Raw genomic sequence first — 13,467 nt, forward strand, 5'->3', positions numbered from 1 at the left:
ATCAAAAATACTAACCAAAAAGTCAGCTTTCATGGTAAGACGATTTTATGCGAAGTTCATGCCTTTTTTGTGACGATTTCTTTATGGATTTTGTTAAATTGCTTATTATTCACCAGCACGCTAAAACATATAAAAACATACAGGAAATTTGGGAGTCATCATGGATGCAATAAGCTTCACCGCCGCCAAGGCAAACTTAGCTGAGACAATGGAGAAAGTGTGTAATGACCACATGCCAAATCATAACAATCAAGCACCAATGTTGATGATGTCTTAAGAAAGCTATCAATAACAGACATACCTGATAGATTTTTAAAGAAATCTGCATATTAAAACAAGATTCTGATACAATTTTTCTTTTTTAAAAAGAGAAGAATTTTCAAATTCTACTAATAAAAAATGTGTAACTGAAAATAACAAATACCAGCTAAAGTTGCGGGAATCTATAAAAAATATCACTTTAATGAAAGATAATAGGTATCAATAAAATTATTGAAAATAAATATTAGAACGGCTTATTGAATTAAAAAAATTTGGACGATTTATGAAAATACTCTATATAAACACATCGTCTGCTGATTATGTTCAGGATTTGACATATAGCGGATTAGTAAAAAAATTCGGAATGGAGAATATTTTAGACTACAGGTGGAATCTAAAATATCATATTCCTTACAAAAAATACCCTAAAAACCTTGGTTACGTGAGCGGTTCGTTTTTTAGTTTTTTTCGCTTTGTGGATTTTAAAAAAATTGATTATGTATTTTTAGCTTCAACAAAAATAAAGAGCTTTGAAACATACATAGAGATAGCTAAAAAAATACCAAATAATGTGCCTATCATTTTTATTGATGGTGGTGATAGAGAAGGAATAGGCCAAGACCTTGAGGGATATGGAAATGCCAATCTTTATAATGAAGCCTTATCTATCAGACCTTTTGATTTTATCTTTAAAAGAGAGTTTTTTGAGGACAAGGTATATGATAAAAATGTAGCTCCTCTACCAATGTCATTTAACTTTGATAGACTACCAAAAATTTCGAAGAATTATAAATATGATGTCTCTTTCTGGGCCGTAGAATCACATCCTTTTAGAACTGAAGTACTAAAGAATATTGAAGATAAATATGACTGCAGTCGAAACGGAACAACACGAAACCAAAAATTCAGCAAATATAAAAGGAAGGGGGATTTTTATCTACAAGAGTTAGCTAATTGTAAAATAACTATCAATGTAAGGGGTGGCGGATGGGATACTATGCGCTACTGGGAAGTACCTGCAGTCGGTGGTTTTATGTTAAGCCAAAAACCAAAAATTGTCATTCCAAATAATTTCGAAGATAAAAAAGAAATAGTATTTTTTAAAGATGATTTGACAGATTTTAATGATTTATGTGAATACTATTTAAAAAATGACTCCAAAAGAGAAGCTATTGCCAAAGCAGGGCTTAGAAAAATAAGAGAATACCATACAGATGAAAAAAGAGTAGATTATATATTTGAAAAAATAAGTAAAAGGAATTAAAAAACATCAAAAATAACTACTTCTACGTATAAAATCGAGAAGTTTATTTACCCCTGAATTATGGCGTTTCATGCATGAAGCGCCATAATTTTTCTCTGACTTTCCTGTGAAAAACGCATTTGAAGCAACATCAGCTTTAAAATGGCTCAAAATATTAGGTGTAATAAAGCGTAGGCGTCCGGCAACCCACTCGTTCTCATCCTTCAAATCCTCTAAAGCTTTTTGTTTTCTCCTACAGGAACAACAAACCTATGCTTACCGCGTATTCCCAACTTAACCTAACGTCACGCTCACTTGAGGCCCTCACAGACAAACGTAAAGCGGTTGAAAAAAATGGCCAAAAATTTACGCCGTTTGGTTCGAGTCTTGTGTGCACGTGACTTTTCGGCCTGAAGGCGCGACTTACATCAACACGTCGGATTACGGTCGTGCCTCCCTCATCCGACCTACGAGGCGGAGTAAAGAAGGGAGTTAGCGTTTAAACCATCGCCACACGAAGAGTACTTTGATTAACGCAGCAGCGACGTAGGTCATGGCGCAGGCGGTTAAGATGCGTTTCACTTTGGGTAGATCTTCCTGTGGGATGTAGTTGCCTTCTCTCAATATGGGTAGTGCTTTGTTGAAGCTGGCGTCCCATTCTTCCGGCAGTATTGCCAGTTGCACGATAACCGCAAGTAAGCCGGACAAGCCAACCACCAGCGCATGAAGCGCCACGGCGTAAGGCAAATGCAGTAGCACCGAAATCAGCGGCCAGCCGACTAATAAACCTGCGGTAATCTTTCTTGCGCCATGAGCAAAAGGTAAATAACGTGAACTTAAATGAGAGATCTTTTGTTTCTTCTCGTGAGCAATGGCGTGCCCTACTTCGTGAGCCGCCACGGCGACAGCGGTTAATGAGCGACCATTAAGCACACTCGGGCTCAGACGAACCGCATGTTGTCCAAAGTCGAAATGGTCTTGGCCTTCTTGTGCCGCTTCTACTTTTACGTCTTTCAGCTCAAAGCGTTTCACCAAGTGGGTCGCTAGCTCGCCACCTGTTCCCGCTAAATCGTCACGATCCGTGGCGTAGCGTTTTAAGGTAAATTTTACCCACGCGCTTGGTCCAACAAATAATAAAAGAGCAATGACAATACCAACAATCCATAACATAACGTTGTCTTTCTACTATTCAAGTTAACAAAAAATATCCAGCTCAACTTTGACCCTTTTTAGGTTCATCACATACACTGTAATAAATACCTAAAGTATACGAGCTAGATATGAAAAACCCTTTAGTTGGTCCGATTCTCGCGATCCTAAAAAACCACCCAAATGGTATGAGTGAGTTTGACATACTAAAAGCGTTAAAAGATCAGCTACCAGAATTTAGCAAGCTTGCCGACGATGCGAATTTGCAGCTGTTTCGTCAGCATTTTCTTATTATGAATGCTTTGTATCAATTACAAAGCAGCCTTTGGCAAGAAGAAAACCTGATGTTAAACATCAGTGCACTTCGAATCTATCTTGTTAGTGCAGCAGACATCCAATTGTCTGCTAGTACCAGTTTAAACGACAGCGTCGATGCAAAATTAGCGGCTTACTACCTAGACTGGGAAGAATACGAAAAAACCGATGAAGATGAAGTTTCTCGCCTTCTCAATAGCTTCTACAAAGGCATCAGTTTATCAGGTAACCGAGATTCCGCTTTAAAAACGCTGCAAATCGACAACAGTAATCCGACCAAGGCGACCATCAAACAGCAATACCGCAAGCTCGCCCAGAAGCATCACCCAGACCGAGGCGGTGATCAGGAAGTCTTCATTGGACTCAGGCAAGCCTATGAATATCTCATGTTCTGATCTCTGAGGCGTTGGTAAAGTGTAAAACCCTTCTTCCAACGTTGCTTTCATTTCTATAAAAACTCAAGATGAACCTCGCTCGCTATTCATGGTCAAAATAGGCGTGGTCAGAACTCGACCTTTTATTACTTTACCGATTCATTTTATAGAAATAGGGCTTATGATTTTTTCTTCTTTTTTACGACACCTTTTACCGACAAAAAACCATCGCCGTTTCCTAATTCGTCCACTTTGCCTCATTTCTTTTACCCTGCTTAGCAGCTGCAGTGTAAACGAGATCGATAGCTCCAATGACTTCGAAAACAATGGCCGAGATACAGCCGCACTGAAACGTGAGACATTGTATTTAAAAGAAAGTCTACCACCGGGCTTACCCATGCCCGACGCAAGTTTCGAAAGTGGCTTACAGCAACAACTAAAGTACTTGAACCGCATTGGCGATAAAGATTTTGTACTTGAGAATACACAAACCAGCGTCGCAGATTTGAAAATCGTTGCGCAAGAGATTGGTAAATGGCTGCACAATCCCGCACAACAGCCGCAATTAATTGCTCACCAATTGTCTGGCCAAGACCAAAGAGGCAACGTACAAATCACCGGTTATTACGTGCCTGTTTTGCCTGTTCGACACTTACCAGATGAAGTGTATCGTTACCCACTGTATCGTAAACCAACACAACGTAAACTTGATGGAACCTACCCATCTCGGGAAGAAATAGATTTTGAAAATGCGCTGGCGGGACAAGGCTTAGAAATTGCCTACACATCCAGTTTAGTCGACAATTTTTTCTTGCACGTACAAGGTTCCGGCGTGGTTGAATATGAAGATGGCGAGCAGAAGCTCTTATCTTGGGGCGGTGTAAACGGTCATGCTTACCGCAGTTTAGGAAAAGAACTTATCGAGCGAGGTGAGATTAATCGAGCCGATATTTCGGCGCAAAGCATTCGTCAGTGGCTAAGCGATCACCCAGAGCGTAATCGGGAAATTTTATCCACCAACCCAAGTTATTTATTTTTCAGCGAAGGACCACAAAGCCCAGTTGGTGCAGCCAACGTACCATTAACGCCTTTGTATTCAGCCGCCGTCGATCCTAACGTCATTCCACTTGGCTCCATTTTATTGGCACAAGTTCCTAAATTAGACTCTTATGGTAACTTAGTCGGTCATGAGTTCCGTCTGCTATTAGCCCAAGACAAAGGTGGTGCCATTAAAGGACCGGGACATATCGATTGGTACCAAGGCATAGGCGAAGAAGCGCACTTCCATGCAGGTCAGCTAAAGCATTTTGGCAAGGTTTGGTTACTGCTACCGCAAAACCCAACCCCAAAAATACTTATTGCTCAATAAGCCCTTTTTGAAACAAAAATGCTATGTAATGCCTATGCTCTATAGGCATTACATTATTTGCGGAAAAACATATTCCTCAACGGCTGTAGTGCTGCACCTAATACGGCTGAGTCATCTTCCAATTCACTGACTATCATCTTCGGCCAAACCGAAATATCTTGTGGCGATTTCACCCCTTGTTGCTCTAAAGCAGCCAATAACATACGTGCTAATGGCTTAGGGATTTGTCCTCCTAGAACGATAGCACTAGGATCAATAACACTTCGAAGAGCATTAATAGCGCGTAACAAATGGGGCGTAGTCAGTTGAATCCATTCAGCCAATACGGGCCAATCGGAATCAAATTCATCATTCAACCTAGCAACTGATGGCACATGAACACCACGACTCGCAAGCATCTCCAACAAGATAGCCAAAGCAGGACGTTTTGGTATTTCGTCCGTCGTGTAGATACGCCCTATTTCTCCGGCGTTCCCAAAAGCCCCAAAGAAAGGCTCTCCATCAATAACAATGCCTCCGCCAAAACCAAAATCAAATGACAAATAGCCAAACGTCTGATATTTCAAACCCGCGCCATGAAAAGCCTCACCAATCGCACCAGTCGTGGCATTATTTAACAAGATCACAGGCATATTAAGTAAGTGACTCAGCTCATGTTCTAGGTCAATCCCAGCCCAATCTAGCAATGGGTCTGGCGGACGTATGTGTCCTTTTTGTTTGACAAAATACCCAGTCATTGCAAAGCCTAAACCAATAATACGTCCTTCAATAAAAGGGTAGTCTTGCCGCCATTTGACGACTAATGCTCTTAACCATGTTTGTGTTTCCCGACGATTAACTGGCGCAAAAGGGATGTTTTCTTGCACCAGTATTTTGCCATTAAAATTCACCAAACATACCAACATAACATCGGTATTTAATGACACTCCTAGGCTAAAAAAAGCATTAGGAGCTAGGTTCACCGCTCGACTTGGTTGACCGCGTCCTTGGACGACAGAATCTCCCAATTGCAAATATTCGAGCTCCAACAAACGATCAACAATTCGATGCACCGATTGCTGGGTCAAATTGGTTTGTCTTGTGATAGCCGAACGAGCAAGGCCTTTTGAGCGCCTCACTATATCTAAAATCATGCGCTCATTCGCCGTTACTTTCATAGATTCCATTACATCATTAATCATTCAAATATTCCGGCCTTTCCCTATTTTCTCTCTGCGTTAATTTACCGACTATCAGATAAAAAAACAAATATTAAACATAAAGTGTAATATTATTGTTACATTAATACTCTATAAGTGTATTAATGTTGTGTTGGAAATTTAATCAACACAGAACGAATACCCATAATTATAAAGAGAAAGAAAGTCATGACTAGCGTACTTATTGACTCGATTAAAGTGAGATTTGGAGATTTTGAAGCATTACATAATGTATCTCTAAACATTGAAAGTGGCTCATTTGTTACCCTACTTGGACCCTCTGGATGTGGTAAAACAACGCTATTGAAAACCATTGCGGGGTTTACCTCTCCTACCTCAGGTAGAATCGTTATTGGTGACAAAGAGGTCCACAACCTACCGCCAGAAAAAAGAGACACGGCCATGTGTTTCCAATCTTATGCCTTGTTTCCACACCTGAGCGTAGCAAATAATCTCTTATTTGGTCCTAAGCAAAAAAACCTACCAAAAGACGAACAAAGAGTGCTTCTTAATGAAGTGGCAGAGCAAGTATCTCTGACGTCACAACTAGATAAATTACCCACAGAATTATCCGGCGGACAGCAACAGCGCGTCGCCCTTGGAAGAGCGCTTGCTATTCAGCCTGGAGTCATTTTGTTTGATGAACCACTATCCAATCTTGATGCAAAATTACGCGATTCTGTTCGCTTCGAAATACGCCAGTTACAGAAAAAACAAAATTTTACTGCCATTTATGTCACCCACGATCAAGCTGAAGCATTAGCCATGTCTGATTTAGTCGTCATAATGAACCAAGGCGCAATACAGCAAATCGGCTCGCCCCAAGAAATCTATCATAATCCAGTCAATCGCTTTGTTGCGGACTTCATTGGCGCTGCCAATATATTAGCCGCCACGGTTCTTGAACAAACAACAACCGGCTATCGAGTACAAACAGAGCTTGGTGAGTTGCTGGTCGAAAGCAACGGTAAACCGGTTGCCAAACAAACCTATGTATTTTGGCGACCAGAAGACATGATTTTTGGCACTCAAGACATAAACAATATCGAGCTAAAGGTGATTGCCAAAACTTTTCTAGGCAATTTAACTGAGTTTTTACTTTCGCCTACCGCAAGTAATCAGTTAAACATTCGGATTCAATGTCTTGGCTTTCAGCAGCTACAGGAAAGAGAACAAGCTCACTGCCATATACCTGCCAATAAGATTCGTTTTCTTGCTGAGGAATCTTAATCATGTCTAAAAATACTTTATTAGCTTACGCACTGCTTATACCCGGATTAGGGTTCGTATTAGTCTTTATCGTGGTCGTGATTTCGATGGCAATAGCCCAATCCGTTGGCTACTTCAATTTTGCTGGAGACAGTAAATTCACCTTGAAGTTTTGGCATGAGATTTTAGCTAACGATCAGTTGTGGCGATCTTTCTTTTATTCTTTAAAAATAGCGACGATCAGTGCCATTCTCGCCATCGCCTTCGCCTACCCTCTCGCGCTGTGGCTAAGGAAACCTTTTTCTGGCTCTCAATTTATTTCCAGCCTACTCAAAGCTCCTTTGCTAGTACATGGTCTTGTTGCTGCATTTTTATATGTCAATTTCATCTCATTTAATGGTTTTTTGAATCTCATTTTTGTTCACCTTGGCTTTGTCAGTCGACCCATTCGTATGCAAAACGACACCTATGGGATAGGCGTTATCATTTTGCAAGTTTGGAAACAAATGCCGTTTGCTCTCTTGTTACTAAGCAACGCAGTGCAATCTATTGGTGACGATATTATTAATGCCGCGCGAGATCTCGGTGCAGGTAGCTGGAATCGATTTATAAAAGTCATTCTGCCACTCACTCTAAGGGCATTACAGGCTGCCTTAATTATCATCTTCATTGGTGCAATTGGAGACTATTCATTTCAAGCTGTTGCAGGACCCACCAGTGTTAATTCGCTCACTCAATTTATGCTTCGTATGAAAAATTCCTCGGTAGATGGCTGGCATCTTTCCGCTACTGTCGCTCTATTACTCATGTTCACGGCTCTTATTGGGTCGCTATTACTCGCTTTTATTACCGAACGCGTTGTTAAGTGGGGAGCAAAACGATGAACACGTCTCGAACAAATCAGCTTTTAGTAATATTTATTGTTGGCCTATCCTTGCTGTTATTGGTCATTCCATTTTCTCTCGCCATCCTGTGGTCCTTAGTGGACCCGAGCCATGCTTGGTCGTACCCAGATATATTGCCACCCGTTTTATCCTTTAGACGATGGGTAGAAGTGTGGACAACCACATCACTTCCGATCGCATTAATGAATAGTTATACGCTGGCGCCAACCGTTGCTCTATGTACCATTTTACTGGCGTTACCGACAGCTTTTGCATTTGGACGTTTGGAGTTTCCCGGTAAGGCCGTCGCACAATCACTTACCTTGTTGCCGCTGATGATTCCGAGTTTTGTCGTTGCGCTGTTTTTTTCATCACTGCTAACCGAACTCGGTATTTACTCACGCTTTTTAGGCATATTAATGGGTCACACTATTCTTTTTATACCGTATGCCATTCGTATTCTGTCGGTTTCATTTTCGCTTATTAGACAAGATATTGTGGATGCTACAAGAGATCTAGGAGGCAGTCGTTTTACCGTTTTTCGTACTGCCTATTTGCCAACGTTAAGATCTGGCTTATTCGCCAGCTTCATCATGGTCTTCATCATGAGCATTGAAGAGTTTGCCTTAGCCTTTGTCATCGGATCACCTGATTTCACCACAGTACCAACGATTCTCTATTCTTACCTCGGCTATAACTTCATTCGTTCGAATGCCGCCGTGGTGTCTCTCATTCTTGTTGTGCCCAATGTCTTTTTGATGTTGCTCATAGAGCGTTTTCTCAAAGGCCAAAACACAGCATCAATAACGGGCAAAGGGTAATTCACCCTTAACGTAATCCTTAAATAACTTCATGAATGTAAAAGGAAATAATGTATGAAAGCGTTACTGTTATCTCTCACATTAGCTTCAGTCAGCATCCTTCCCGCTGCAAATGCTGCAGACTTATCATCTATGTCATGGGAGCAAGTGGTTTCTCAGGCAAAAAGTGAAGGCAAAGTTGTTTGGTACAACTGGTTTTTGCAGAATGATTTTCGTCAACAGGTAAAAAGTTTCGAAGATACCTATGGTATTGAAGTGGTTATTCCTGAAGGCAGTCATGATGCCAATTTACAAAAATTCTTAGCCAACTCTAATCGTAAAAACGGCGATATTGATGTGCTATCTCTTGGTGGTGGAGACATCACTAAAATCAACGCTAAAAAGACGTTGATCGGGCCTTTGCCCTCCTTATTGCCTAATGGTAATAAGCTCAAATATAAAATAGAAGGCGCTGACTCTAAGGGTTACGGTGTTGCCTATTGGGGAAATCAAACAGGGATTGCCTACAACCCAGCATTCATTAGTAAAGAGCAATTACCCCAATCTATCGCCGACTTTGATGCTTACCTAGCCAAAAATCCAGAGATGCTAGGTTTTAACACCGTAAACGGAGGTTCTGGGCCAGCTTTAATAGAATCAATCACCAAAAACATTGCCACAGACATTCATTATCAAACGGATAAGCCGACCAAAACAACGATGGCCAAATTGCAGCCGGCTTGGAATTGGTTTAATAACAACAAAGGTAAATACATTATTACGGCGTCGAATTCAGACAGCATAACGCGTTTAAATAGTGGTGAATTTGCCATGGTCGCTACTTGGGAAGACTTTTTAGCTGGGTTACAAAACAAAGGCGAAGTGTCCAAAAACATCAAATTTTATATTCCTAAACTAGGCATGCCTGGTGGTGGAAATATCGTCGTCATTCCTAAAAATACTCAACACCCTGCCGCCTCTCTATTATTTGTCAGCTGGCTCACTAGCGCTGCAACTCAAACAGCATTTAATCAAAGATTTGGCTCAGCACCACAAAACCCAGATGCCGATGACAGCAATGCTTTGATATCAATAGAAGAACGGAAAAATAGTACCGACTGGGCTAATCAACCCCTTAAAGAGTCCATCACCAATACTTTCATAAAGGAGGTTACGCTTCACTAAACCTTCTCTCAGAAAACAAAGGCCGCCCAGTCATGAGCGGCCTTATTTAATACTTCTACATTTAGACATAAGGTAAAAGAATGACACCAAATAGTGCACCATTAGATTTTTCCCTGAGGAATTCTAAAATCATGGTTATTTCACACAGAGGGGTTTGGGAAAAAGCGCCTGAAAACTCTCTTTTAGCAGTCGACCATGCAATACAAGCAGGCGCTGATATCGTTGAAATTGATACACAAAAATGCTCAACAGGTGAGTTTGTCGTTATCCATGATGAAACATTAGATCGTACAACCAATGGCACAGGTCTTGTCTCCGAAACATCATTAGAGCAGATAAAGACATTACGGCTTCGACTCAGAGATGGTAGAGAAGAAAATGCGGTTAGTGGCCATTCTTTACCCTTGCTGTCCGAGCTGCTAGAACATGCAAAAGGTAAGATAATGGTCAACATTGACACAAAAAAACCAGAGGAGTTACCTGAACTCATCAAAGAAGTAGAACGACTAAACATGCAAGATATCGCTATTGTGAAATCTGATTTCAACACGACTTCCGCTACATGGGACTCGCTCAATAACAGCATCAAGCATATGCCAATGCTAACACCTAAAAAAGGGCAACTGATTACTAACCTAAAAGCGTTAGAAACAGCTAAACCTTTTATGATAGAGCTGATACCACAGAATATTGAAGAATTATGGGAAGCAAAACAGCAATTAGAAAAAATGGATTGCCGTATTTGGATCAATACTTTAGATCTTGTTCCTCCTTTCGATTTCTCCGATTCAAAAGCGGTTATTAATCCTGAAAATATATGGGGCACACTTATCAATGCCGGTGTTGGTGCGATTCAAACGGACTTTCCTAAACAACTAGCAATATGGCTAGAATCAAAGTCCGCTAACCAGCAACAATAGGCGAATCAAATCCATTAAAATGTGGATTTTAAAACCACAAATAAAAACGCCGCGCTTTAATATTTCAAGCGCGGCGTTGTTATTCTTCATGATCTCAAATTCGCTATCTTATCTAAGGTCACTTAACTTAAAGGATACGGGTAAGTTAATTCGCAACTCCGTTTCAGCCATGTCCTTTGAGAATTTAGGTAAAGGTGTTGAACGCTTTATCATGTCCAATACCGCATTATCCAAACGTTTATGACCGGAACTCTCGGTGATTTTTACGTCGGAGACAGAGCCATCCGCATGAGCAACAAAAGAAAGGGAAACAACACCTTCTTCATTGCGGCGACGCGATGCTCTTGGGTAGCGTTTATTCTGAGCCAACACAGATTTTAGCTCGGTAAAATAGTTTGCTTTTGCACCTGGGTTGCCTCCAGTGGTTGCCGCATTCGAGCTTCCCGTTGTGGCTTTCTGGTTCGCCATTGATGGCGGTGCAACCGGTTTAGGAGCAGCCTTTACCAAAGGCGCTTCTTTTTTGGGTTCAGGTTTTGGCTCTGGTTTGGGTTTCGGCTTAGGCTTAGGCTCAGGTTTCGGCTCTGGCTTTTTCACTTCAATTGGCGATACTTGCTTAACGTCAACTGGCTCCGGCTCTTTGATAACTTCTGGTTCAACAATAGGTTCAGGCTCGACTTCTGGTTCAGGTTCAGGATCGACAACGGGCTCAGGCTCGACTTCTGGTTCAGGCTCGACTTCTGGCTCAACTTCCTCTTGAACCTCTTCAATCTGCTCCTCTACCGTTTCCTCTACTTCTTTCACTTCTTCTTGAGCCGCTGTATTTTGTGCCGAAGCACCAAGATCACCAACCATACCTAGGTCGAACTCAATACCTTGCGCTCCCACAGACTGACTGCCAACGGATGGCGCATAAAATACCGCATAGAAAGCTGCTGCATGAACAGAAATAGCCAAGCCACCTGCAATAATCCAATGACGCTTGGAAATCATTTATTTTCCCGCTCAAGCTGAGTCGCCAAGCTGACTTTCGTAAGACCCGCTAAACGAACTTGATTAAAAATGGGGCGTAGTTTTTCTAACGAAATGGCACCATCGGCTTTGATTTGTATCCAAAAACCGTCTTTATCTGCAGCGGAAGCAAATTGCTGCTCTAGATAGGCTTGAACGTCATCAACAACAAATAATTTATCATCGACATAAAGGCTGCTGTCCGAACCCAGCACAATCTCAATATTTGGGTCGGTTGCGGCACGGTTATCGTTGATAGATTGTGGAGGCATCACAGGAATAGGATCTGCTTTTTGGATTTGCCCCGCGACCATAAAAAACACCAACATCAAAAACACCACGTTAATCAGTGGCACCATGTTGTCATCGCTGCTGGCGTTTCTCGCAGCGTATTTTTCGCCTATTTTCATTCTGCCTCCGGCATTGCAAAGGCATTCGCAATTGATACGGTGTTTGCGCCATTGAGTTTTAAGCGATCAGCAAGATGCATTAGGGTCTGTAAGGTGACACCGTCTTCTGCCTTGATGATAAAAACACCTTCGTTATGATCGGTTACGAGGGTTTGAAAACGGGACTGGTCGGAGAAACTAACCGCTTGGCCATCAACCCAAACCTGATCGTCATTTTGCTTCAAGGTCAGGATAAGGTTATCTTTCTCTTGCGGCGGCGTTTGAGCATCGGATGCCACCGATAACGGTGTATCAACAATGCGCCAAGGCACAAAACTTGAGGTCAACATAAAGAACAACAGCAAGATAAACACCACATCAATCAATGGCGTTAAACTTATTGCGTTCTTACGTTTGGGTTGAGAAAGGTTAAGCGGCATGCAACAACTCTTGGTCAGACTTTTCAATCAGTTGTTTAGCCTGTTTGCTAGTGAACACCTGAGTCACCGCATCATTCATATTATGCGCAATACGTTCTACTTTACGTTCTAGCCAGCTTTGCAGTGTGACCACTGGAATCGCTACGGCCAAACCCACGGCCGTCGTTAACAATGCTTGCCAAATACCGCCAGACAGCACAGAAGGATCAACTTGATTGCCCGCGCCTTCCATTTGCTGGAAAGCGGTGATCATGCCTAATACCGTACCTAACAAGCCTAATAACGGGCTCAAGGTCGCAATAATTTCTAAGGGGCGAAGGTAAGAACGAAGCTGGCTCAATTGATTCATTGCGCGGCGCTCTGCCTCTTCACGAATCAAATCGACTTGCGTATTCGCAGCCAACAAAGCACGCATGGTGTAACCCACTAACGCATCGATTGGGCGTTTTTCATTTAGTTGCTCAAGTGCGGTTTCGCCATCGTCTTCACTGCGCCATTGCTCAAGGGCCAAGTTACTTGTTTTAAGGCTTTCAGCGCGAAGTGAGGAGAACTGCCACAACTTTAATAGCACAATTGTCAAAGCAACGACGGAAAATACCATCAGAATCCAAACGACAGGTCCACCGACCTGCAAGAAGTCGACTATTTTCTGCTGAACTGAACCTTCCACGACACTCTCCAATGAATAAAAGACATTAAACAAATGGTAGTCATTCTCAACC

The 13,467-nt window shown here is 41.8% G+C and carries 14 protein-coding genes; 8 read left to right on the plus strand and 6 right to left on the minus strand.

Annotated elements, in window-relative coordinates; translation table 11 throughout:
- Positions 1-544 precede the first annotated feature (544 nt).
- On the plus strand, positions 545-1,525 hold the full coding sequence (locus tag ACO05V_RS00510) for a glycosyltransferase family protein (protein ID WP_421846483.1): 981 nt from the start codon (positions 545-547) through the stop codon (positions 1,523-1,525).
- 471 nt (positions 1,526-1,996) lie between these two features.
- Here the strand turns inward: ACO05V_RS00510 and ACO05V_RS00515 are convergent, their stop codons facing one another.
- Positions 1,997-2,674, minus strand: a complete 678-nt coding sequence (locus tag ACO05V_RS00515; RefSeq protein WP_421846485.1) for a zinc metallopeptidase — start codon at positions 2,672-2,674, stop codon at positions 1,997-1,999.
- Between the two features lie 110 nt (positions 2,675-2,784).
- Between ACO05V_RS00515 and ACO05V_RS00520 the strand changes: the two genes are divergently transcribed.
- Positions 2,785-3,363 carry a DNA-J related domain-containing protein gene (locus ACO05V_RS00520; RefSeq protein WP_421846487.1) on the plus strand — a complete coding sequence of 193 codons (579 nt, stop codon included), beginning with the start codon at positions 2,785-2,787 and terminating at the stop codon, positions 3,361-3,363.
- Between the two features lie 160 nt (positions 3,364-3,523).
- On the plus strand, positions 3,524-4,711 hold the full coding sequence (mltA, locus tag ACO05V_RS00525; protein ID WP_421846489.1) for a murein transglycosylase A: 1,188 nt from the start codon (positions 3,524-3,526) through the stop codon (positions 4,709-4,711).
- A gap of 53 nt (positions 4,712-4,764) precedes the next feature.
- Here mltA and ACO05V_RS00530 read toward each other — a convergent pair whose 3' ends face one another.
- Positions 4,765-5,892: an ROK family transcriptional regulator gene (locus tag ACO05V_RS00530; RefSeq protein ID WP_421846491.1), complete on the minus strand. Its 1,128-nt coding sequence runs from the start codon at positions 5,890-5,892 to the stop codon at positions 4,765-4,767.
- Between the two features lie 186 nt (positions 5,893-6,078).
- On the opposite strand from ACO05V_RS00530, the gene ACO05V_RS00535 reads away from it, so the two are divergent.
- The 5 genes from ACO05V_RS00535 (at position 6,079) to ACO05V_RS00555 (ending at position 10,908) form a co-directional block, all read left to right on the plus strand.
- The gene (locus ACO05V_RS00535) at positions 6,079-7,140 is read left to right on the plus strand and encodes an ABC transporter ATP-binding protein (RefSeq protein WP_421846493.1); all 1,062 of its coding nucleotides are present in this window, start codon (positions 6,079-6,081) and stop codon (positions 7,138-7,140) included.
- A gap of 2 nt (positions 7,141-7,142) precedes the next feature.
- Positions 7,143-8,003: an ABC transporter permease gene (locus ACO05V_RS00540; protein WP_421846495.1), complete on the plus strand. Its 861-nt coding sequence runs from the start codon at positions 7,143-7,145 to the stop codon at positions 8,001-8,003.
- On the plus strand, positions 8,000-8,824 hold the full coding sequence (locus tag ACO05V_RS00545; RefSeq protein WP_421846497.1) for an ABC transporter permease: 825 nt from the start codon (positions 8,000-8,002) through the stop codon (positions 8,822-8,824). The genes ACO05V_RS00540 and ACO05V_RS00545 overlap by 4 nt, the downstream gene beginning before the upstream one ends.
- 54 nt (positions 8,825-8,878) lie before the next feature.
- Positions 8,879-9,988 carry an extracellular solute-binding protein gene (locus tag ACO05V_RS00550; protein WP_421846499.1) on the plus strand — a complete coding sequence of 370 codons (1,110 nt, stop codon included), beginning with the start codon at positions 8,879-8,881 and terminating at the stop codon, positions 9,986-9,988.
- Positions 9,989-10,068: 80 nt separating this feature from the next.
- Entirely contained in the window at positions 10,069-10,908 is an 840-nt protein-coding gene (locus ACO05V_RS00555) for a glycerophosphodiester phosphodiesterase family protein (protein WP_421846501.1), read from the plus strand.
- A 108-nt stretch (positions 10,909-11,016) separates the two neighbouring features.
- Here the strand turns inward: ACO05V_RS00555 and ACO05V_RS00560 are convergent, their stop codons facing one another.
- From ACO05V_RS00560 to ACO05V_RS00575, 4 genes are read right to left on the minus strand one after another with little or no spacing between them, the layout of a single operon-like run.
- Positions 11,017-11,898: an energy transducer TonB gene (locus ACO05V_RS00560; protein WP_421846503.1), complete on the minus strand. Its 882-nt coding sequence runs from the start codon at positions 11,896-11,898 to the stop codon at positions 11,017-11,019.
- Entirely contained in the window at positions 11,895-12,326 is a 432-nt protein-coding gene (locus ACO05V_RS00565) for an ExbD/TolR family protein (RefSeq protein ID WP_421846505.1), read from the minus strand. Before ACO05V_RS00565 ends, ACO05V_RS00560 begins: the two co-directional genes overlap by 4 nt.
- Positions 12,323-12,745 carry an ExbD/TolR family protein gene (locus ACO05V_RS00570; RefSeq protein WP_421846507.1) on the minus strand — a complete coding sequence of 141 codons (423 nt, stop codon included), beginning with the start codon at positions 12,743-12,745 and terminating at the stop codon, positions 12,323-12,325. The genes ACO05V_RS00565 and ACO05V_RS00570 overlap by 4 nt, the downstream gene beginning before the upstream one ends.
- Positions 12,735-13,415 carry a MotA/TolQ/ExbB proton channel family protein gene (locus ACO05V_RS00575; protein ID WP_421846509.1) on the minus strand — a complete coding sequence of 227 codons (681 nt, stop codon included), beginning with the start codon at positions 13,413-13,415 and terminating at the stop codon, positions 12,735-12,737. The genes ACO05V_RS00570 and ACO05V_RS00575 overlap by 11 nt, the downstream gene beginning before the upstream one ends.
- Between the last annotated feature and the right edge of the window lie 52 nt (positions 13,416-13,467).

This window comes from Marinomonas sp., assembly GCF_965225885.1.
GTDB lineage: Bacteria > Pseudomonadota > Gammaproteobacteria > Pseudomonadales > Marinomonadaceae > Marinomonas.